We start from the raw sequence: 21,957 nt of genomic DNA on the forward strand, positions 1-21,957 counted from the left end.
CGAATGGAATATGGGATGATTTATCCATATTTATATACTTCATTAGCCACATATTCCGTGCAATTTCTTCACGATTCTTTTCCAAAACCTTTATGATCATTTTGATTCCATGTAAGATTGGTCTATGATTAAAACTTTTGTTGATTATTCCAGATTTGCAAAGGTGAAAGAATATCTCATCATATCCTAAACCTTTGCTTATTTGAAAAAATCAACGACACCTTCCTGCTTAACAATTGATGTTAATGCCTTAACTGTAAATCCAACAGGCATTTTCTTTATTTCTTCAACAGATAATCCAGATAGACTAGAAAGTAATTGATTGATCTCATCTTTAGCCTTATATAGTTTTTTACCTAGTGCTGTAATAATCTCCATTCCATATTCCTCTTGCGATTTCTGAACAGGTTTACCTTTAACTTCTTTACTATGCGATGGAATCACGATATCCATTTTGTCAGCAATTTCACTCAATAGATACATATCATCATTAACAATCGCTCTAAATTTAATTTCACTCATTATATATTCGCTCCTTTTTTATGGAAAAATAAATAGGGTATCCGAGGATACCCAACATGTTTATACTATTGGGGCTACGACTGTTTTAGGGTAGTAGATTACAAATGGAGGATTATCTAGATTCTCAGTATCATAGTGTCCACTAAAACGAATAGGAATTACAGATTCATTCTTATCTTCTGTGGTCAATGTGAAACCATCAGTAGATAGTGCATTTAACACTTGGATAATTACAGGCTTATTATTGCCTGATAATCGACCAATCCAAGTTATATTATCGATGTAATCTGAGATAGCGATTGTATTTTTACCTTTAATAATATCGTAATCTGTATCTTTAATAGTATCTACTTCTCCACCAGTTAGAGCAATCTTCATTAAATCCGCTGACATCTCAAGCATATTGGCAAGTATCGAAACGTCCCATGAATCAATCACAGTCAGTCCTTTAGCACGTCCTTTCACCCCATCAATTTCCAGTGAACGAACCTCAGGAGTAGCTACAAATTCACCACCTCCACGAGTAGCACCTAGCAATTTTGCCGATGCTGTTTCGGGTGTATCAATCTCTACATTATAATTTTTGTAAAATGCACCAGCATCCAGAATCAATCTTTCTGCTGTTTTTTCATTAAATCCGCTGTAATTTGCCAATCAAATCATCTCCTTATTGTTGTTTATTATAATATTTAACTTGATAACGCAATTGTCTGCGTCTTATATTCACATCTTGATCGGGAAGCATGAGTCGATTAATACGGTATATTGAACACTGAAATTCGTCATTGATTTCATATGTGCGATTCATAGCCTTATCAATATTGTTAGTAATCGTCTCTAATTCCGTTGTATCTAATGGTTTATTGTCCCAGATGTCGATCTCAAGAATAAAGTCCTCTCTATACTCTGATCCGCCACTAGTTGGGAGGGAATAGGTTATATAGGGGAATACAGAGCCATTTGGAACAGTTTCGAGGAATACTTTAGGATGAATAGCTTTGAGCGTGTCAAAGATATATTGAAGCAGATTAATCAAAGCGCATCATCTCCTCTGCTAGTTGTTGTATTCTGGCTTGATTATCTTCAGCAGCTCCAGTTACCACTCTTTGTGCTACTTGTCTGCTAGTTCCCTTCTCAACGAATACAGCATATTCTACATTCGAGCCAATATGGACTGTCATATTTTCTTCATCAACTTTATGATTCCATGAACCTTTTAAGTTACCTGTGTCAACAGGAGAACGAACAACAGCTTCACCTTCAACGAATACGCCAATAGCTTCAAGCGTCCTATTGATTCTCCGCTTGATTTCCCTTATGACTTCAGGACGAAATGATTCATATCGGTTAGCCATTATTGATCAACCCCTTCATAAACAAGCAGGATTTCAAGATGATGGTTCATACCCATCGGATTATCTGGATTAAGGATTCTGTATATTTCCCCTTCACAAACAGCCCTATCTGTTGACTTGATTTCATATCCCGCTTCACTTATTAATATATGAGTGGCAGAGTCAGCAAATTGAGCAGCAATGTTTTTCTCATTGCCTGATATTTGATCGATAAGTCCATTAAGCGTAATATGATTAGCCCAATTCTCCACATAACCACCAATACCATTAGGAACGCTTGTTTTGCGCTGGATGATAACGGATTGATTGTAGTAGTCAGCAATCATGAGGTTTACCCCACTTCAATTTACGATACTGGTTCAGACCATTCATAACTTCAACAGGGTAGCCACTTGCAGCATCACCCTTTCCTCCATACGTAACGGAATATCGACTAATTGATTCAGATTGAATACCTGATTTAGATAGATTATTAATGTCATATCCAATCATCTTAGCAGCCCATAGCTTTAATCCAGCAGGAAAATTATCAGTGTATGATTGCCCTGTATATGTAAAGATAAACTCCTCAACAATTGGAATTTGAAGGGTAATCAAGGCATCTTTAGTATCATTTTTAATCTGAAGAAGCGTTTTTGCTTCCTCTAATGTGATTATAGACATTACTTACCACCTCACAAAAAATAAGAGGATATGACATTAAGCCATACCCTCTCCATATATCACTAGCCTAGTACTCGAACAGCAAGTTCAGGCTGGAGCGTCTTAACTCCGTATAGAATGTCGAACGACAACTCATTGATTTTCTTCGACATGCTGTAGCCTTGTGTAACTCGAATCGATAGCCCTTCAAAGTTAGACACGTAGCCATTTGCTCCACCAGTAGGCAAAGCAAGAGGACGAGAAACAAGACTGAACGCATTCTTATGGAATGCTAGGTTAGCAGCATGATTTGCAACAACTGTGATAGCAGCTCCAGCAGCAGTAACTGCCAATGCTGGATAAATTGCCAAAGAAGCTACAGTAGTTGTTGAAGCTGTAACATCGGCAGTAACAACATATTGTGTGCTATCGCCAGCAATGGTAAACAAATCACCTTTCTTTAGCGTACCACCAGATGGTGCAACAGCGGCAAGAGAAATTGTTTTAACACCTGCTGTACCAGTAGCATTACCTGCTGTAACAGTGCCTTTTACATGTGATTTAACATTTTGATCCATGTAATTATCCAAGCCTAACACACGACCAATCGAGCCATTACGTAGTGCATCAGTGGAACCTGATTTATCCAGTCCAACAAGAGCATCAAGCACTTGGAATTTAGCGGTAGCATTGGGATCGAAGATAGTAGAACGCATAGACATAGGTGCTTTATTTGTATTCAAAACCTTTGCAGCGTTCGCAAAATCGGACAATGCAGATGGAGTTGTTCCAGCGATACCGCTAAAGTATGGAATATCTACATAAAGCCCAAGTAAATCAGAATCAATTTTCTGTGCCAATGCTTCCATAGCTGGATTAAGAATTTGTTGCCCAAAATCATTAATATTTAGTGTCATTTCCTTAGCGGAAACTTCAACATCAACAGTAGCAATCTTATCTAGCGATACTAGGACTTTATCTTCTGTGATTCCTTGCGGGGAAGTCATACCGCTGAACTCTTGCGCTACGAATGTATTAGGAACTTTTACGCTAATCGTATCGCCTTTTTGAGCGAAATCGTTACTGTGATCCTTATAAACCAAAGAAGCAGTTACCAAATTGTTACGAAGGCGTAGAAGCCCCTGACGTGCGATATCCTGTACAGTTAAAAAGTTACTCATAATTTAAACACTCTCCAATTTTCATTTTAATTTAGTTTGTTTTTAATGCTTGTGCGAAAAATTCATCATCCGACAACTTGCTAGTATCAGGATTTGGATTTGGATTGCCTCCATTATTTGGATCGCCACCGACAATCTTTGTCTCTCCAAACAAATCCTTATAGGTTTCTGTGATTGCTTTCAATTGATCATCAATGCCACTAATTGTTCCATCTTCTTTTATCTCAAGTTTCGATTTATCGAATTTACCAGTGAGCAAATCAGGGAATTTGGCTGATGCTTTAATTAGTGCGGATTCAATAGCACTATTAATTTTGACATCTTTAATCTTGATGTCAGAATCCTTCAATTGAGCTTGCAATGCTTCCACTTGCTTAGTTAATTGTTCATTGCCAGTAACCTTTGTCTTCATTTCATCAAGTTGAGTATTGAGAGCTTTATTCTGTTCGATGTATGTCTTTTTCTCATCATTCAAACTATCGAATTTAGCTTTTGGTATCCATTGACCATCAGATACAATAGCGACTTTCTTATCACCCAACTTTTCAGATACTTGTGAAAACAAATCGTCACCTAATAGTTCTTTCAAATCCATTTATATACACTCTCCATTTAGTTTTTTTGACGTGTAACCCTCCACGCATAGGATGTTCATTAAGCTGCGAACAAACAGCAAATAGCCTAGTTTTATGTCATACGGCAGGACGGATTACTATAATCGATTCTTCTCCCACTCATCATAAGTGGTATATGGAATCAATACAGATTTACCTCTTTCATCTCTAGCTCTACGTACAGTTGGCTCATAGCTGATTATTTCAGTACGAACAGAACATCTGCAATTCACATCATCTTTAGCTGATCCAAGAGAGCCAGGTATCTTACCTTTGCCACCAGAGGGAGAAGTGAAATCATCATCAAGCCCAACTTTGACACCATCTAATTTTCTATGAGATGAACGTGTTCGACTGTCAAGAGATGCATCCCACACCTTGACCATATTGACACCTTTGGATTCAGCATGCTTCATGGATTGGAGTCTTCCTTCCTGCTGAACTCGATGGGCTTCTGTTTGAACAACACGAATAGCCTTAGATACGTCTCCCTCTAAGGTTTCCTTTACACGTTTAGCCATTTTGCTATATCCTTCACCCTGAATGAGACCTTGTGCGATATCCGACTTGATACGATAAATAATGTCAGTCCGATTCTTTTCAAGGCGTTCAGGAAGAGTTAAGCCTGATACTGGATTAATAATAGCCGCTTTAATGACATCTGGATTTAACAATGTATAGGCTAGGGCAACCTGTTTACCAGTCTCAAGAGCAAACGCTGTCCGATAATATGACTCAGCAAACTGTTCAAATAATGATTCATTCAGCGCCTTAGCATTTGCTTTATATAGAAACTTAATCTCATCCATGATAGCTTTCTCTAATGAATTGAAGCGGTTAAACTTTTGCATATCGGCAAATGAAACATCATCACCAAACTTTTCATAAATGGCTTGAAGCTGTGAACGGATATTCTTAAGGGACAATGAATATTGCTTAACTAATTCCTTCTCTGTGGATGAGATTAGTTTCTCTGATAATTTATCAGCTTCAGCAAATTTATCATTAATCTCCTGCATTACCATCACCTAAATCTACATAAGCCGCTTTTTCTTCCTCTATTCGCTGTTCCTCATCCGATGCGCTCCAAGGATGTTTCTCACGAATCGAGCGATTAGAGATAATGCCAACAGACTTATGAGCCGAATCAATGATTTCTGTATCGTTCATAATCAGAGATTTGTGGAATGTAAAGTTAACATTACGATAATCGTAGTTGGTCTTGTGCTTAAGGTTAATGTAGTGAGTCACGAACCAGAGAAATTCCTGAAGCGAACCTTTAGCTTTTGTAATCAATTCGTTAGCGTTGATATCTAGATTCGCAAACATAAATTTCAGAGCAATACCACTAGGACTATTACCGAATTTATCTGAGTTAAAGTTGACGGACATACCTGAAACGTAGATGTTCTCTTCTAGTCTGTCTAAATGGCTGTCTCTGGCTTCTTTCGGAATGGTTACAGATTTAGCTTCAGCTCCACCATTCTCATCAACTGAAATAGCTTTGTATGCTTTAAGATTCTGCATAAACTCATACAAATCCTCACCGCCATAACCTTTCAGTACCCAAATTGCCTCTTGGATATCATCAAGATTATTCGACATATCAGATACAGTCTTATCGTAATCATCAATAAGTGAACGACTTAACACAAGATCAGATAGACAATCATCGTTATTTTCCAGGATTATGAATGGGATCTTCCCCCATGAGTTGGGAATAACTGCTGATGGATTTAAAGTATTATAGGAATACCAATGATATTTAGGATTAATTAACTCTGAGTCATCAAGCCTGTAAACATTATCATCCTTTTCATCTTGAATAAAGTATGTCACCTTCTGATTGTCCCAATATTCAACCTTGTAACGCTTAATTGTCTTATTGTTGCTGATAACACGGTCAATTGTATAGTAACGGATGATACCCTGTAATTCCTCTTGATAGCTACCATCCCAAATAGGAATGATTTGCTCAGAAGGGATAACAGTGTATTTAAACTCACCTTTTGCGTTAATGTATGGATGAAGCCAAGATTGTCCTTTTATAGATGCATCAGATACCCAACGATTACTCACGTCATGGAAATAATCACCTAATGTATCATCAATCAATTGATTAAAATTATCATCATCTGTATTGAATGTAATCGGCTGTCCAGTAATATAGTTAGTCTTTAACTTAACCATTTGTCTGAAAAATGGATGGACAATTTTATTATTCGATTTGGATTTATCCTCATGCTTTATACCGCCTATGTAATAATGCTGTTTACGATTAAGGATATCGTTTTTGACACGATAATAACGCATGCCATCGTACATATCTTGTTTAGCTTCTGATTGTAAATCAGATTTAATATAGTCAGCAATTACACTGGTATCCGAAATCGGACTATCTGCTGTTAATGGATTCATTTATTCACCTGCCTTTTGGTTTAAGTACTCTAATGCCTTTACCTGTCTTCAATCTCCAGTCACTTATAGCATAACGAATAGCATCTATGACATGATTAAAAGCATCCATAGGTTCATCGATGCTGTTTCCCTGCTTATCCTTTTTATACTCATAGAATCCAAACTCCTTGATAGCCTCAACACATGAAGGATGAATATAGATTCGCCTAGCCCTCATAAAGTCAATTCCATCCTTGACGCTTCCTTTACCCTTCTTAACCCCTTTGATACGGAATCCAGCACGTTTAAACTCCTGTATGCGGTCCGCTTCTGCTGAATCAGCTATAATCTGATATTCACGAGTTACACGCTTCTTAGCTTCTTCAATGAGGTCTGTATTTGTCAATTTAGTACGATAAAACTCCTCTAGTATGTAAATATCATCACCCTTGATACCGACACGAACAAGGACGCTCGGATCATGATACCCAAAATCCAATCCATATATTATCATATTATAATCTGTAGATAGTGTAGATATTTCTTGGACAGCGTAGTTTTCAAATATGACATCACCAAGAGTACCCCACTCACCTAGAGCATAAACCTTATAATAGCGAAGATTGATTTCTTTATACTTCTCTAGTTTACGTATGTATTCGGCATCGATAAACACATTATCCTTATATGTAGTCTTGACTACCTTTGCATCTGGGTCATCGTAGTCAAAGAACCTCTTCTTTAACCAATGAGTCTCAACAATTGGGTTAAACGAGATGATGATTTGTTTATAGTGCTTTGTGTTACCTCTTAGACGAATATCCAGCTGGTCTAGATCATCGGCACTCAGTTCTGTTGCTTCTTCAACCCATATTCCTGTAATACCAGCTATAGACTTTATCTTCTCAGGATCATCCAAACCTTTAAATATTGTCTTGTTACCATTTGGTTTGAAAGTAATTTCCATGCTAGTGGTATTGATCTTGAATAAATCAGAAAGCCCCCATTGGCTTATGACATCTAGGAATAGTTGGAACACACTCGTTCTGAGCGTATCCTTTACTTTCCTGACGACAAGAAACCGATGAGGACTTTCTGTAAGCATTCGAAATACTAGCTTCTGTACAGCAAATACACTCTTACCTGATCCTCCTCCACCGTATAACACTAGATAATTTTTATTGTTACGGTATAGCGGATAATAAACTGGATTTGTTATTTTAGGAAGGTTGCTCAGGTTAATCTTCATGACCATCACTCATACCAGGTTGTAAGTCATCAGGAATCTCGATGGAGTATTCCATTTTACCATTAAGATTCAAGTTATCGGTAAACATGCCATGGTAACGACCTAGCAACTCAGACGCTTTAAGCTTGTCTGTAATCTTTAGTTTAGGGTTTCTAATCGTTTCCCTTAATCCCATAATGACAAGGCTAATATCACCTTCATAACCCTTTCTGATCTCTTCTTTAATGGCTTCGATGGCTTCTTTTACCTTCGTTTTTTTGAGTAGACCATTTCCAGAACTATATGCTGTTTTCTCTTTGTATCCAGCAGCTATAGCAGCTTGTGTAGCATTGAATCCATTCTTGAAATACTCATATATGAATACTTCCTGTTTCTCTGGCAGTTTAGTTTTCGTGAATCCCCTATTTAAATCCTTTGGATTTGCCATATTATTATCACCCCTTTCTGAAAATTAAAAAAGCCATCTCAATGAAGAGATGACTTGTAAATATAGCTGATATTCTATTGTGAAGATTTTCGTTGATTGATCGCTCTGTATAAAGTAGCTTTGCTTATTCCTGTTATCTCTAAGATGCTGGCTACATCTTCATTAGCATCGTATAGTTTCAAAGCTTGAGTTATCTTCTTCTTATCTGTCTTTGGCCTGCCTCCGCTTCGTCCTCTTGATTTACTAGCGGCTAGTCCTGCTTTAGTTCTCTCAACAATAACATTTCGTTCAAACTCAGCAAATACAGCTAACATGCCAAACATTGCCTTACCAGCTGCTGTTGTAGTATCTATATTATCATTAATCGAAACTAAATCAGCACCCTTATTCTGAATCTCATTTAACACCTGAATAAGTTTAATTGTAGAACGTGCAAGCCTATCCAATTTGTAAACAACAAGCGTGTCACTTTTTCTTATGTCATCTAAAGCTCTTTTCAATTCTTGCCTGTCGTCTTTAGCTCCGCTGGCTTTCTCTTCATAGATCTTCTCACAACCAGCAGCATTTAGCGCATCTAGTTGTAAGTCCAAAGTTTGATCTGCTGTTGATACCCTTGCATAGCCTATTTTCATACCGCACCCCCACTATTCGATAAAGCAATAGTATCATAAAGAAGTACGTTAATGCAACTAAGTTAAAGAAACGAGAAAAGAAACTATAAGTTAGCCAATAATAAGAAAAAAATGACTATAAATAAAGAGGAGAATATAGTATCATAAACAATCGTTTTTGAAACTCAAAGTGTGATCAACTATATAAATGATGGAAAAAATTTCTGGGGAGGTTATCCGTTGGCTTGTTTATCAAATATTCTCAAAATAAATTGTCATACAATTCAATGAAATCAACACTTTTTTACTCACACACTATTTTCATTCATATAGTTATACTCACATTTAACCATCAATTTTTAATCATTTTTCACTGTTTTATTTATCGAATCTGTACATTCTAACATCAGATTGAGACAAGGAAACGGAATCACTTCTTTAAAGCGTCCACTTAAAGCAACGAACAGAATTGAATAGATTGTATAAATTTAAATGATCTATTAAAATGGAAATACATTGTAATAGGGAGTTGTTTATACTTGCTTGATTTTCTCGCGCGTTTAGACATCATATGGCTATATATCATTATAACTATATTTTTGCTTATACTGGGTATAACATCTATTCTTTCGTCAATCAGAACTTTTAAAACACAACTGTATTTTTGCCGCGAATTTATTGATAAATTTACCACTTACAAAAAAAGTATCTATGATAATAACGAGAATCATGAAGTTTACTTGTGGTTAGTAGGCAACTCTGCAAAAATGCAGCGTGAAATTGGTGGGTACGGTATTATGAGTCATATGATTGATGGAAACTTCCAATATAGAAACTTTCAAATAATTCTCAATCTAATACCACGAATAAGAGAAATACATCGTGAAACATCAGGAGGATATGGGCTAAGATTTGAATATTTACAATTAGAAAAGTTCATTGCAATGATCGGTGAATGCTTGATTAGATACGATACTGAATTAAACTATACTATCGGCAATTTAACAAAAGAATTAACAAATCCTTTTGTGTGGCTCCGTAAAGGAATACAAAGCATTGTAACATTCCCTATCATATTCTTTCACTGGACTGGAGTTATACAATATAGCTCATATTCAAAATTATCTGATAATTTTTTTGTCAAGTTCATAAGTTCATCTATTGTGATAATCGGTTTTATTAGTTCAATTATTACAATCGTCACAGGTTTTAATCCTTTCGTAGATATAACAAATAAAATTTTTAATAATTAGACAATCCTCACACAAAAACCCACAACAAAAGCCTCCAACTCATCAGTTAGGGGCTTTTGTCATATTATTATTCATTTCAACATAACAAAAAAGCCACTCTGAGCGAGTGACTTAATAAAATCTATTCGGCTTCTTCAGAAACATATCCCATCTCAGCAAGTCTTTTCTCGACTTCGGTCTCAATCATTTGCTGAACTGTATCAGACAGACTTAATGTCTCAATAAGTTGAATATCTAACTTAATCATATCTTTAGGTAGTATTTCTCCAACTTGTCTTTCAAGTCTGCTGCGTGTTACCGATCTAATTTGATTTGTCATAATAAAGCTATCTTTTGCAATAGTACCGTTGTAAGGCGAAACTGACTCATCATACTCTTTGCTTTTTAGGATGACATCAGAGGAGATAGCATCTTTTAGAGTTACTCCATCAGCTTCATATAGTGATGAAATTGGAACAACTGCGACAGTATTTCTTGGAAAAGTGCTACAGAATAAAACAACCACTCTATGAGGTCCACGTAACAATCTTGAGGGTCTATTGTTGTTCGATGCTTCATCATTAAAATTTACAAAAAATACTTGACCTCTTTCAAATTCCCTACCATCGTCCCAGCTAGTAGTCATAAATCTTCTCCCCTTATTAGATGACTAACCCTCTAGAAGTTTCTCTTGGTAGTGTTTAAACTTAAGTCGTTTGTTTTCTTTCTCGTTACCAGTGATGACCGCATAATGATCAATCCCAGTCTCTTTCTTTAATTCAGAAAGAGCTTGACGAAAAAGACTTTGTTTTTTATGGTTAGTTTTTTGTTGCTGTTTTGTTGAAGCAGTCAACGAATAAACCTTTCCCATACGATCACATCCTTAAGTGGGTTGTCTTAATAATAACACAACAAGGGGAGAATTAACAGATATTATGCCCAATTCTATCCAAAAATTACTTTTTCGAAAAAACTACCAAGTAAATATTATTCGACGTTCAGGGAGGAATCTCCTGCTAAATTATAGTATAATATAGGGAATATGAAACTATTGGAGGAAAAGCAATTATGAAGGGGAAAAGGCTCACCGACATATCAGAATTCGAGCGTCTAAAGAATTTCAAACGAACCGTTCACGTATACCAGGATCAAGAGTTCCTTGACGAAATTATCATCAAGGAAATAACCCCATTTGAATCTAAAGTTGGTGGACAGTTCCTCAGCGACATTATAATTATTGGTCTGGATAGCAATAATCTAGAAAGCAGATATGTATTGGGTAATTGCCAATTTTACTACGGTTAAATATTCCGCAATAACCAATAAATCTTACCATCCTTATATGTATCAATATAACGATTAGTCCTCTGGATACTACTGACAATGACTTTATCATTGAATCTGTAATGATAAGCCAACATGTCAGCTAGTGACTTGTCTAAATTAATTACATCAAACTCAGACTTGTGATCGAAATATACAATTAATTCAACTGGATAATTGAAATCGACTTTCAAATCAAAAAGACTAGGCAATTCAGCAAAGGGGAACTTTTCGATCCAGTTCGCATATTCATCAGTCTTTGCTTTGAGAAACCTTTTAAACTCACCTGTTGAGGCCAGATCATAATCATAATACATATAGTTTTCACTGAATCCATGACGATTAATAACATTCATCTTATCAACGCTAGGAATAATAGTCTCAATTTTATCCTTAAGCTGCTTATTTTCTTTGCTCAACTCTCTTTTTTCGGCACCGTTTTTCCAGTTCTTTAACTTATCCAAATCCTTAGCGACTTGACGCAATAACTCTTCAATCTTATGTATAAATGCTACATCTTTACCATATGTATCTTGCTTGTCCAGTAGCACACGTTCAATGTGCAGTAGCGTTGTAATCTTCTCATCTGCTGTCCATTTACTGATATACGTCTTGATATCATCATACACAGCAAACACGCTATTCTTTCCATCAATAGTGGCTTCCAACAAAGCAGTACGCCTTTTTTGTGGAGTTGCGAAACGAACAGCAGCATCAATTTCCTTATCGGTAGCTGATGGATCAATATAAACCTTTTTCTTACGGATTTGAGGAATGACATCGAATGCTAGGAATTTTTGGAATGCTAAAGCTAAGTCATTCTCTCCCTTCATTGCAAGCATGTATACATATTGTTCAAGAATATAATCGCCTTTACCCACCGAATGGGCATATCCGATTTCTTTTAAATATCCATTTACTCTTTCCCACCGAACATAAGTCTTTTCACCCTGAATACGAACAAATCCAAGATTCCGCGCTACTGCTTCAACATCTAATTCAATATTCATTGCATTTTCTCGAACCGCTACTTCAAACAATTCATTTTTAAATACTTGTACATTACTCATCTTCCTCGTCACCGTATCCTTTTTCATATTATTGTTTATGCACAAGCAAAAGAGAGCCTTCAACTCATCACTGAGCGGCTCTCGTTCCTTGCGTCATCTCAACTCAACTAATAGGAGTAACTTTTATCCACTAGCCCAATATCTCATAAGGATATGGGTATTATTACTGGTCACATGCCACGTTATAGGTTAAGGTGATCTCTGTATTTCTATCCCTCCTTCACGATGAAGGAGAGCATTTCTTATTTTGTACAAACAAAAAAGAAGCCTTCAACCTAATTATAGGCGGCTTCTTCGAATGAAGATTATATTTTCATTTCAGATTGTATTAATTCGACTAGTTCCCTGGCTGATTGTTCATTTAATTGTAATGTCTGACTTGCAGCACCTTTAATTTCTCTGTTCTTTGATCCCCAAGTTGTAATTTGAAAATACTTTTTACCTTGAGAGGTAAATGTATTAAATCCAGCTTCAATTTCACCTTGGACTTTTGAATTTCTCGTGATTTCTTTAAAACTTGATATCTGTGCCATTGCTAACCCTCCCTACATTTTTCTACATAATACCATAAAAATATGTAATCAGTACTTAGCAAATTTATCGGCTGTAATATATTGATAAGCTATACGTTATTGCATATTTGTCTTACTATATCTTAGTCTCCATCTGGAGATTATCTGCAAACCACCAACACAAGGCTGGCGATTATCGGAGGAACGATAACGGTATTCTCATTGACATATAGTCGAGCGTTATCTATATCTATCCATATTTTAGCCGTGGATAGATGAGGATCTGCCATTTAGGCATAGCGCGGATAAATAATGTTAACATTTAATCATATATCTAAAATGATAATCCGTCAAATCAAAAAACTCATAAAAAATGAGATTTAGGAACGTATCCATAGTCTCAAAAATGCGATATATAGTATCACTTATATCACTGACTGTCAAATCAAAATATACAGAGGGATAACCGTCCTACTCACTCAACGGCTTATCTAGAGGCAATATTGGCACCACTTGCACTCGGTCATCCCTCTCCATATATCCATTTTCAAACATGTTAAAAAACCTATATATTTACTGGATTTTTAACATGTTTAAGAAATAAAAAACTTACTTCTTAACAAAATTATTTATAAATAATGTTTTCTTCGCCTGATACAACATGTTAAATGATTTAATTGTATTGTTATCAACCTTATTACTTACAATATTTTGAATGATAGCATACATTGTATCTTCATTAATCTTAATCTTTTCAATCAATTCTTTAGCCGTTTTCATTGTGTCAAGTTGATCAACATGTATTTCTCGCTTCTGCTCCTTATCTGCGCCCTTTTTATGACTGCTTCTAATTTTATTATTCGCATCATCCAACAACTCATTGATAATATGCTTCTGCTTGTTATTCGCTTTACCAGCCTTCAATTTTCGAATAAATAACTTAATATTCTTATCATCTTTCCTGTCTGCATTTGGCAATCCACTAAATATAGTCTGTAAATAATCCATAGGACAGTCAAAATTTACTGTGTTAACTTTTTTATCAGAATATTGCTTAACCACGTCTTTGTTTCGTATCGCCCACCAAACAGGAATCGCCTTCTCTTCTCCTAGTAACTGCTTAAGTAACTTATTGGCATCTGCTAATATCTGACTAATTGATACAGAAGGAATCCTTTTGGCGTAGTCAATAACCAATCCTTGGACAATACTTAATACGCTAAGCTTATCTAGCATATCCGTTATATCCTCTCTTTTTGCTTTAGCATCCCAAATATGTGAACAAAGTAATGCTGCAATATTGGTCACTTTGCCGATATAATCATTATTTAGTTTGTTATCTATGTCCGCCATATCTTTATTGCAGACGCTGTACTCGTTTGGTTTAGTGCCGATATTATCAGCTTTGCAAACCAGATATTGCTCGTCACAGTCTTTAGCCACTTTGGTCAAAGTTGGGTTATCCGACATCCACATTGCGTCCGAATCTGCATCTGCCCCATTTAAACGCTCAAATGTCGTAGCTCCAATATTATTAATGACGACAATATTATTGCTGAGATTCGGCATGTAAACTTCGATCTTCTTATGATATGTGTTTACCGAAAATAAGACGTTACTAGCTGATGTGTGTGGCGACCTCATGCCGATTACTTCCTTACCCCAAGTAAACGCCTTACAGTATACTTGCTTATCCCTGAGAGCCATAGTTGCACCTGCGAACTCGTTTATACTGGCATAAAGCATCTCAATAGGGTTGCTCAACAATACCATGTAGTCTGCATTAGGAATCTTAAGTTTTCCTGTCTTAACACGCTTTACATATTCACTGATCATATCAGACTTCCAATTTCGCCACATTATAGTTCCAGTAATATCATTGTTATGTCGGTACAATGCTACCATCATATCATTACCGTTTGTCATGTCAGCTTTGCTAATAAGATAATCAATAAATGTCGCATCATCATTTTTAAGTTTATTAATGTATGCCAATTCAAATTCAGATAATTCCTTCAAATCATCAAAACTGAGTGGGAGGCTGTTCAAATACTGATAGCTCATTTGATGAATTGGTTGACCGCATTCGGTATATCCTAGCTTTGTCGGCTTCTCAGTCTTCACAACTCCGAATAAGTTTCCTTCCTCGATGACTTTACCCTTCCAGTGAGAATACATATCCTTTTTTTCGCCAACAACATGAGCAATTTTCTGGAATTTTAATGCCGATGGAGTTGTTATCATATGTACGTTTTTAGCCAGGATCTCATTACCATATGTATCCTCTAACAACCAAGTTTCATAATCCACTTCTAACTCTTTTGCTCTATCCTTCATAAACTGCTGAATATCAGTTCGAAATGCTGCCGCCTTGAACCAGTGCTGACGAAGCAATTTCATCGATTTATCTGTATCAGTAAAATAATCCTCACTAAGTAATGCTTGACCATCCCATATAGTATTGGCAAATTCACCCATACCTTCATTATTAACAAGTAAACCTGTCTGTTCATCCACCGATACCAAGTTTGCTTTTCTGCTAAATGTATCAACATAATCGTCAATAATAAGAATGTTTTCCGGATGAATCTCTAATGTGTCAATTATGCTGCTGCCCATTAGACTCTCATATGCAAGGATGGATACGAAATCAACATCAGATCGTCCATCTAAATCAAGTCCCATCCGTCTCCATTGCTTCATATCCTCGTATAATTCTTTTCTGATTGCTAATACCTTTCCAATCCTACTCTTTGCAGAGCTTCTGGAACTGATTAAATACTCTACTTTTTCAACGTTTCCATTTTTATCATTGTATTCGATGAAGAATCCATTTTCATAAATAGCATATCTGAGGTCATCTATCCCCATTTCATCCCAGTGCATTGTTTTCAATTCTTCAATAACAGACTTAACTTTTTTTATACTGTTACTCCGAGTTTCAATTTTTTGTTTGATACGTTCCTCTTCTTTTTTCCCATTTGCTAAAGGAAGCTTATCAGTATACTTTATTAACTGTTTTTCGATATCACTCAATTTGGTGTTGAGCTTCTTAATTTTATCAACAACAGGTATAACTGCTGTCTTAAAACTGATATTGATGACATCGTTACTGATGCGCTTACCTGAAGGTAATACATTGAATCCATGTCTAAATAATGATTCTAACTCAAGAGATGTAGGTATCATACCAACATGTCTAATATAAAGCGGTTGATTATGATGGTTATGTAAATGGATATCGCTTGCCTCGATTGATGGAATGTAAACTGATTGGTGTAAATTGGTCAAATAGAATTCCTCCTATATAATTTTTAATATTCTATTGAAACGATTTAATATCTCTAACGTATTTCTAATTAGAATTTTGAATGGGGGAAAATACCATGAGTTCCTTAGTACAAATTATCAGCGGTTCTTTAGCTATTGGAACTTTTATTGGCGGAATATTAAAACTTATTAGCATACTTAAAATCTCACGAGTAGAAAAAAATCTTCTCACTGATTACAAAAAAACTACAACTGCTTTCTTACAAGCGCTAATGATTATTGGCTGTGTCAGTTTTATTGGCACTACCATTTATGTAATAATTAAACCTGATGCTTCGGCAGAAACAGTTGCATCGTTTATTTTAGTATCATTCCTCTATACCTCATTTTCTTTATGGATAATATATCAATTCGTTTCATTTTTTAAAAAAAAGAAGACAGTTTACTATGTTGAAGATGATGCGGGTGTAAGATACTATATCCATAAAGCAATCTCTGAAAATGAGATTATCTTCAGTCCTAGCATAAATTATAACAACGATACAACTGATATCTTGATTCGACCGAAGGAATATCTTTATGATAAAGTAATTAAAAGAACAACTACTTAACTATATCTCATCAAATAATATTAGCTGCCTAAGGAAAGATTAATATATTGGCTTTACTTTGATTTTTAGGTAAGTTGTTCTTGATATGTGATCATGATTACTATCCAATATACCTTTTCCTTTTTTCTTTTGTTTCAACATTACTCTTGATTCTGTGATTCACTCCAATTCAACAGCACATTTGGCAAGTTTCAAAGGATTTACGTTGCCTTCTCTTAACCGAACGGCAATTCCTCATAATCATAATCATCTTCAACCACACCACTTTGAACATCTAACTCTACCTGTTGTTTGTACTGATCATCATCAACAATCTCCAACTGATATGAGTCTTGCAAATACTCACGTTCCCATGTATCTAAATCATATTTACATTCAGGATCATCATTCATCGACTCAATTTTTAACTCGCATTTTTTTACGAAGGTTGTTGCTACATGCTCGTCTTTTGCTAATCGATAAACAAAATAATCTTCATATTCCAATTTTTCATATTGTCCATATTTATCCTTCTTGCCCCATCTAGATTCCTTCAGCACATTTTTCAACTCTTTAACCGTCAAGTTATCACTATAGAATGCATTGTCTCTGATAATTTCCGTATCTTTTCGTCTTCTGACTTTATTGTCCACTTTTATATTGATGTGATTTGAATGTAGTCGCTTCTTCTCGTCAGTCATGTAACGATCCGAAAAATATACATTGACCTCTTGCTCTGGACTCCCCTCAATCCTGCTTCCGCTAAAACGGTAAATAAATTTACCATCTATCTCATTAATAATGTCTTGTATTGTTCTAACCGAGTGATTTTTGATACTATTGAAGTAGTTACATTTAGATGAAATAACGTCATAGCTCAATTTGTTTCCATCAGAAAACCTATTAACATCAGCATATATGTAAAATTTCAATTTGGATCTGTCTAAATCCTCATTCAAAAACTCATCTAAAACAGAACTATCTATTCCGCTATAACCCTTTTCTAGGTTGATAACCTTACCTGTGATAATATTCGTATATTTTGTCAACTCATCAATATTACAATTGATGTATTCTTTGTTTTGGAGAGAAACAACAACATCTCTAATATAAAATTTGTTCTCGCTATCGTTACCTTTTTTAAATTTCAAAATTTGACTAATCAAATCAATTGTCGTTGCAAACTCATCATCTACATTGCGATATTTGAACAGTAATGAAAAGGTTATAGTTTCATCTGGAGACAACTTTTTATCTCCATTAATAGTAAATGCATCATTCGGAATTTTGATCATCATTATATAGAATCGTCTTCTTTCATTTTAAATTTTGAATATAGATCTAACTAATAAATAAAAATAGAAATATCAAATTTTCCTCATGTTTAAGCTGCTCTTATCTTTTGAACTTGAATTTTTCTTTTCTCAAGCGAAGCGTCAATTTTTCATCCATCACCTTGTTATAGTAGTATTAATTATCTAAATACTTATAAAGATATGTTCTTGGCACCACAGCTACATTTTTGTAGTAGATAATTGATAATGCACTACGATTATGTAGTAGATGTTGATACAATGTACTACAAATATGTAGTAGATTATTTCCCATTAAATAATGTACTACGATTTTGTAGTAGATTATTTTTGCTTAATACACTCATTAACGCTTTAACTTTAACTGTATTGTGGAATACGAATACTTTCTTAGCTGCATCGTTTAAGTCTTGATTGCATTGAACGTACATTATTCCATTGAACATTAGCCATCCAGCCATACGTACACTATGTATAATGATTGTGTTATTCAAGTTTGTTTTAACCTCCATTAGATTTATGTGAGATGACACCCACCATCAGTTTGTAGATGATGGATGTCATTTTGATTATCTAGAACAATGAGACAAGTACGCGCTTTTTCCATCAGGAGATATTAGAAACTCGCTTTCAATTGTTGGTTGATATACAAGATCACCATTCATAAACTTCTTTAATTCTTTATCTATATGAGTTAGATTGACTTGGCATCTTTTTTGAATTTCTCTAGGCGTTAACCACTCGTTATCATTTTCATATAATACTCCCAATACTTGGCATTGCGTTTTCGTTAATTGATCCATCCATAGTTCCTCCTGAGTTTTGTTTGATTAAATGAAATATGAAAAAGTGATAAGATTATTGACAACAGATAGCTAGCATGATAAATTATAAAAGCAAGGTTTACATGTATAAACTATATATCATTCCCCAATCTCTAAAATTGGGTAAGTAAAATCATAGGCAACACACTCCTTTAAAATAAAATATTAGAGAGTAAATTCAAGATTACTCCCTGCGGTCACTCTACCATTTTATTGATTGAAAAATCAATACTTTTTGTCGTTCCACAAAAATATATTTTAGCTGCTATTTATTAGTGGCTTTTTTTATTTTCGTGGAGTTTCTATTCCCTTTATTATCAGTGTAGAGAACGACCCACCCCTTCGTCAATTTACCTCTCAATTATTTTCCTTGAAGCTAGGCTAGACATGACTTTACGGCTCTCATTTGTCGTCTAAGCTGCGTCAGTCTACCTCTTATCTGAATGAGACGATCAAGGCTCGTCCTCCTGTCGCAAGCCTCTCTGATAAGTTGCTTAATTTCGCTTTCTTCTATTACTGAATCCAGTTTTGGCTTAACATCAGCTTTGCCCCTACTCTTACCTTTCCTGATTCCTTCATCGTTAAATTCTATATCATAATGTACGATATGAACGTAAGGCAGTCTAATTTGTCTCATAGTTCACCTCCCATTAAATTGCAACCTGACAGCCGATAATCCGACTGCCAACGCTCGAAGCCTAATGCGGTTTAAAGTCCCTCCGAGGACTAGTGAACCAATGCCTTATATGCTTCTGTGACTCCTACAACGTTATCCAAATCACCGTCAAACACATTGACCCATGCGTTTAGTTCCTTTTCGTTTGTAACGTTGCTGTGAAGGAATTGGAACGTCTCTGATTCCTGCTCAACTCCACAAGCTTTGATTACGAAAGTAAGGAAGTCTTGAACGTTTGTTTCCCAGGTTTCAAGAAGTGTTTCAAAGTTAGTGTTGGATTGGATGAATTGATTAGTCATTATGTATCGGCTCCTTTTCAACATCTGCCCTTTGTCAGAGTGTTGATTGTATGTTTCTTTAACTTTCTAAAGTTATTCTACACCAATATCAAATACTAAGTCAACGATTTTCTTTAACTTTCTAAAGAAATGATTTATAATATAGAAAACACCGATAAGGGGATATAAAAATGGGTTTTAGTTATAAACCGTTATTCAAGTTGTTAGTTGAAAAGGATATGACAAAGGAAGAACTACGTGAGGCTATAGGAGCTTCATCTTCTACTATTGCAAAGATGAGTAAAGGGGAAAATGTATCGATGGAGGTCATTAATAAAATATGTGCATTATTTCAATGTAAAATTGATGATGTAATTAAATATGTTGAAGAGGAAAAGACATGAATAAGAAGTGTCAGAACAATAGATAGCACAAAAAAGACTCCTTATACAATTTGTGCGAGGAGTCTTCTTCTTTTTGCTTATATCAGCATAAAAAAACTCTTTATTCGACTAGATGACCATATTTATTTAAAATCATCTCCATCCAATTCTCAACAATTAGATTAAATTCCTCCTTTGAGTTGTAATGATTATTATCGGAGTACATGACAACAATTTGCATCTCTTCTTCCGGAATACGATTTCGTATACGCTTCTTTTTATCTTCTTTTATGATGACATCTCCTTGGTGTTCTAAGATTCTTATTTACTTATACGGTATCATCATGAGCTATTGTAGGAGCTCAATATTTACATATATTATATTCAGTATATCCACCACAATAAAGTCAACTTACACCGTATAATGCTGGACATATGATAAGCAATACGATATATTCTTCTCATTGTCTTTTGTCCTTTATTTACGAATTGCATCTTTAATTAGTTCGTCAATTTGAGGATAAAACATTTTTCCTTTGTTTAATGAAAAGTATATAATATTCAGAGCAATCATCGTTACTCCAAAGTATACAAGTCTTCCCACTTCTGATTCTTTCGGAATAATAAACTCGTTTGTAAAACCACAAACAAAAAACGCAATAATAAATGCGATTATTTGAAAACCAATTGCTTCATAATATTTTTGATCCGCCTTTTGATTGCGCTCCACAATGGCAGAAGTAAGCATAAATTCGTTATATTTCTGATCAATTTCTCCTTCACTCATATTAGCCACAGTCAAAACTCCCTCCTTCCTGCTATGAAACCAATCTTTTACTGACCTTTTATTGCTCTTATCATTTGTTCGAGACTTTTTAAAGAAGGTGCGATTTTTCTGTACATTTTCCCATCAGAAGTTTTAATTCTATCCTCGCGCCATGGAATATTTAATAACCGTTTTATTAATACATCATAATTCCCCATAAGTATAGTCCTTGTTCCAGTATCTGTTGTTGCCATTAAAATACTTGTATTTTCGTCAATCATACCTTTAGATACAAATATGGAATACTTTTTATTATGAATCGCATCATGTGCAAACTTTGCAGGAAAGTAGATATACCCATTATTAGGAAATGGCATCCTAATCATATCACCTATTAATTCACTTTCGCCCAGTTGTATGGTCATAATAATTCTCCTTTCTTCCTCATTAAATCTCCGTTTTATATCCTATAGATATTTCTCTAAGTCGATAATTTTACTTTGAAGTATTTTATATACCTCTGTATCATCTCCAGTACAGTACGACTTATCTTTTTGCAGTTTCTTGCAAAGGTCAACGCAAGCTTTAATTTGTTTTTCTGACATGTCTTCTTTAATGTCAAACATCTCACCATCTGAATTCATCCAATATCCATCAACGCTCCGAATAGGTGGATATCCTGTTTTGAAAATTTGCATGTTTGTTTCATTTGACATTTCAAT

Annotated in this window: 28 protein-coding genes; 3 read left to right on the top strand and 25 right to left on the bottom strand. The window is 35.1% G+C overall.

Annotated features, from left to right (window positions below; translation table 11 throughout):
* Positions 1-198 precede the first annotated feature (198 nt).
* The 13 genes from ACO9K6_RS01160 to ACO9K6_RS01220 all read right to left on the bottom strand — a co-directional run bounded on the left by ACO9K6_RS01160 (position 199) and on the right by ACO9K6_RS01220 (position 9,019).
* Positions 199-522: a hypothetical protein gene (locus ACO9K6_RS01160; protein WP_424765693.1), complete on the bottom strand. Its 324-nt coding sequence runs from the start codon at positions 520-522 to the stop codon at positions 199-201.
* A gap of 60 nt (positions 523-582) precedes the next feature.
* Positions 583-1,176, bottom strand: coding sequence for a hypothetical protein (locus ACO9K6_RS01165; protein WP_424765694.1), 594 nt, complete (start codon positions 1,174-1,176; stop codon positions 583-585).
* A 13-nt stretch (positions 1,177-1,189) separates the two neighbouring features.
* Positions 1,190-1,558, bottom strand: coding sequence for a hypothetical protein (locus ACO9K6_RS01170; RefSeq protein ID WP_424765695.1), 369 nt, complete (start codon positions 1,556-1,558; stop codon positions 1,190-1,192).
* A complete protein-coding gene (locus tag ACO9K6_RS01175; protein ID WP_424765696.1) occupies positions 1,551-1,877 on the bottom strand; it encodes an HK97 gp10 family phage protein in 327 nt (108 codons plus the stop codon). The genes ACO9K6_RS01170 and ACO9K6_RS01175 overlap by 8 nt, the downstream gene beginning before the upstream one ends.
* The gene (locus tag ACO9K6_RS01180; protein WP_424765697.1) at positions 1,877-2,203 is read right to left on the bottom strand and encodes a head-tail adaptor protein; all 327 of its coding nucleotides are present in this window, start codon (positions 2,201-2,203) and stop codon (positions 1,877-1,879) included. Before ACO9K6_RS01180 ends, ACO9K6_RS01175 begins: the two co-directional genes overlap by 1 nt.
* Positions 2,193-2,540: a phage head-tail connector protein gene (locus tag ACO9K6_RS01185; protein WP_424765698.1), complete on the bottom strand. Its 348-nt coding sequence runs from the start codon at positions 2,538-2,540 to the stop codon at positions 2,193-2,195. The genes ACO9K6_RS01180 and ACO9K6_RS01185 overlap by 11 nt, the downstream gene beginning before the upstream one ends.
* A gap of 62 nt (positions 2,541-2,602) precedes the next feature.
* The gene (locus tag ACO9K6_RS01190) at positions 2,603-3,700 is read right to left on the bottom strand and encodes a P22 phage major capsid protein family protein (RefSeq protein WP_424765699.1); all 1,098 of its coding nucleotides are present in this window, start codon (positions 3,698-3,700) and stop codon (positions 2,603-2,605) included.
* A gap of 31 nt (positions 3,701-3,731) precedes the next feature.
* Positions 3,732-4,295 (bottom strand): phage scaffolding protein, encoded by a 564-nt coding sequence (locus tag ACO9K6_RS01195; RefSeq protein ID WP_424765700.1) that lies wholly within the window; start codon positions 4,293-4,295, stop codon positions 3,732-3,734.
* A gap of 117 nt (positions 4,296-4,412) precedes the next feature.
* Positions 4,413-5,333, bottom strand: coding sequence for a phage minor head protein (locus tag ACO9K6_RS01200; RefSeq protein WP_424765701.1), 921 nt, complete (start codon positions 5,331-5,333; stop codon positions 4,413-4,415).
* Positions 5,320-6,732: a phage portal protein gene (locus ACO9K6_RS01205; RefSeq protein ID WP_424765702.1), complete on the bottom strand. Its 1,413-nt coding sequence runs from the start codon at positions 6,730-6,732 to the stop codon at positions 5,320-5,322. Before ACO9K6_RS01205 ends, ACO9K6_RS01200 begins: the two co-directional genes overlap by 14 nt.
* A 4-nt stretch (positions 6,733-6,736) precedes the next feature.
* A complete protein-coding gene (locus ACO9K6_RS01210; protein WP_424765703.1) occupies positions 6,737-7,960 on the bottom strand; it encodes a PBSX family phage terminase large subunit in 1,224 nt (407 codons plus the stop codon).
* Positions 7,950-8,387 (bottom strand): terminase small subunit, encoded by a 438-nt coding sequence (locus ACO9K6_RS01215; RefSeq protein WP_424765704.1) that lies wholly within the window; start codon positions 8,385-8,387, stop codon positions 7,950-7,952. Before ACO9K6_RS01215 ends, ACO9K6_RS01210 begins: the two co-directional genes overlap by 11 nt.
* Positions 8,388-8,461: 74 nt before the next feature.
* Positions 8,462-9,019 carry a recombinase family protein gene (locus tag ACO9K6_RS01220; protein WP_424765705.1) on the bottom strand — a complete coding sequence of 186 codons (558 nt, stop codon included), beginning with the start codon at positions 9,017-9,019 and terminating at the stop codon, positions 8,462-8,464.
* Between the two features lie 518 nt (positions 9,020-9,537).
* Between ACO9K6_RS01220 and ACO9K6_RS01225 the strand changes: the two genes are divergently transcribed.
* Positions 9,538-10,251 (top strand): hypothetical protein, encoded by a 714-nt coding sequence (locus tag ACO9K6_RS01225; protein ID WP_424765706.1) that lies wholly within the window; start codon positions 9,538-9,540, stop codon positions 10,249-10,251.
* 121 nt (positions 10,252-10,372) lie between these two features.
* Here the strand turns inward: ACO9K6_RS01225 and ACO9K6_RS01230 are convergent, their stop codons facing one another.
* The 5 genes from ACO9K6_RS01230 to ACO9K6_RS01250 all read right to left on the bottom strand — a co-directional run bounded on the left by ACO9K6_RS01230 (position 10,373) and on the right by ACO9K6_RS01250 (position 16,426).
* Positions 10,373-10,876 (bottom strand): type II toxin-antitoxin system PemK/MazF family toxin, encoded by a 504-nt coding sequence (locus ACO9K6_RS01230; protein ID WP_424765707.1) that lies wholly within the window; start codon positions 10,874-10,876, stop codon positions 10,373-10,375.
* Between the two features lie 24 nt (positions 10,877-10,900).
* Positions 10,901-11,101 carry a hypothetical protein gene (locus tag ACO9K6_RS01235; protein ID WP_424765708.1) on the bottom strand — a complete coding sequence of 67 codons (201 nt, stop codon included), beginning with the start codon at positions 11,099-11,101 and terminating at the stop codon, positions 10,901-10,903.
* Between the two features lie 430 nt (positions 11,102-11,531).
* Positions 11,532-12,623 (bottom strand): hypothetical protein, encoded by a 1,092-nt coding sequence (locus tag ACO9K6_RS01240; RefSeq protein ID WP_424765709.1) that lies wholly within the window; start codon positions 12,621-12,623, stop codon positions 11,532-11,534.
* A gap of 305 nt (positions 12,624-12,928) precedes the next feature.
* Positions 12,929-13,156, bottom strand: coding sequence for a hypothetical protein (locus ACO9K6_RS01245; protein WP_424765710.1), 228 nt, complete (start codon positions 13,154-13,156; stop codon positions 12,929-12,931).
* A gap of 588 nt (positions 13,157-13,744) precedes the next feature.
* Positions 13,745-16,426, bottom strand: a complete 2,682-nt coding sequence (locus ACO9K6_RS01250; protein ID WP_424765711.1) for a hypothetical protein — start codon at positions 16,424-16,426, stop codon at positions 13,745-13,747.
* Positions 16,427-16,521: 95 nt separating this feature from the next.
* Between ACO9K6_RS01250 and ACO9K6_RS01255 the strand changes: the two genes are divergently transcribed.
* The gene (locus ACO9K6_RS01255) at positions 16,522-17,016 is read left to right on the top strand and encodes a hypothetical protein (RefSeq protein ID WP_424765712.1); all 495 of its coding nucleotides are present in this window, start codon (positions 16,522-16,524) and stop codon (positions 17,014-17,016) included.
* 215 nt (positions 17,017-17,231) lie between these two features.
* Here ACO9K6_RS01255 and ACO9K6_RS01260 read toward each other — a convergent pair whose 3' ends face one another.
* The 4 genes from ACO9K6_RS01260 to ACO9K6_RS01275 all read right to left on the bottom strand — a co-directional run bounded on the left by ACO9K6_RS01260 (position 17,232) and on the right by ACO9K6_RS01275 (position 20,107).
* Positions 17,232-18,293: a hypothetical protein gene (locus tag ACO9K6_RS01260; RefSeq protein ID WP_424765713.1), complete on the bottom strand. Its 1,062-nt coding sequence runs from the start codon at positions 18,291-18,293 to the stop codon at positions 17,232-17,234.
* Between the two features lie 299 nt (positions 18,294-18,592).
* On the bottom strand, positions 18,593-18,820 hold the full coding sequence (locus ACO9K6_RS01265) for a DUF5659 domain-containing protein (protein ID WP_424765945.1): 228 nt from the start codon (positions 18,818-18,820) through the stop codon (positions 18,593-18,595).
* 57 nt (positions 18,821-18,877) lie between these two features.
* Positions 18,878-19,111 carry a hypothetical protein gene (locus ACO9K6_RS01270; RefSeq protein WP_424765714.1) on the bottom strand — a complete coding sequence of 78 codons (234 nt, stop codon included), beginning with the start codon at positions 19,109-19,111 and terminating at the stop codon, positions 18,878-18,880.
* A 747-nt stretch (positions 19,112-19,858) separates the two neighbouring features.
* Positions 19,859-20,107: a hypothetical protein gene (locus ACO9K6_RS01275; protein WP_424765715.1), complete on the bottom strand. Its 249-nt coding sequence runs from the start codon at positions 20,105-20,107 to the stop codon at positions 19,859-19,861.
* 170 nt (positions 20,108-20,277) lie between these two features.
* Between ACO9K6_RS01275 and ACO9K6_RS01280 the strand changes: the two genes are divergently transcribed.
* Positions 20,278-20,490, top strand: coding sequence for a helix-turn-helix domain-containing protein (locus ACO9K6_RS01280; RefSeq protein ID WP_424765716.1), 213 nt, complete (start codon positions 20,278-20,280; stop codon positions 20,488-20,490).
* A gap of 457 nt (positions 20,491-20,947) precedes the next feature.
* Here ACO9K6_RS01280 and ACO9K6_RS01285 read toward each other — a convergent pair whose 3' ends face one another.
* The 3 genes from ACO9K6_RS01285 to ACO9K6_RS01295 are packed head-to-tail and all read right to left on the bottom strand — an operon-like array spanning position 20,948 to position 21,951.
* Positions 20,948-21,265 (bottom strand): hypothetical protein, encoded by a 318-nt coding sequence (locus tag ACO9K6_RS01285; RefSeq protein WP_424765717.1) that lies wholly within the window; start codon positions 21,263-21,265, stop codon positions 20,948-20,950.
* Positions 21,266-21,303: 38 nt separating this feature from the next.
* Positions 21,304-21,660: a hypothetical protein gene (locus tag ACO9K6_RS01290; RefSeq protein WP_424765718.1), complete on the bottom strand. Its 357-nt coding sequence runs from the start codon at positions 21,658-21,660 to the stop codon at positions 21,304-21,306.
* 42 nt (positions 21,661-21,702) lie between these two features.
* Positions 21,703-21,951 carry a hypothetical protein gene (locus ACO9K6_RS01295; protein WP_424765719.1) on the bottom strand — a complete coding sequence of 83 codons (249 nt, stop codon included), beginning with the start codon at positions 21,949-21,951 and terminating at the stop codon, positions 21,703-21,705.
* Positions 21,952-21,957: the final 6 nt, after the last annotated feature.

It is taken from the genome of Paenibacillus praedii, from assembly GCF_049725345.1.
In the GTDB taxonomy this organism is placed as follows: Bacteria; Bacillota; Bacilli; order Paenibacillales; family Paenibacillaceae; genus Pristimantibacillus.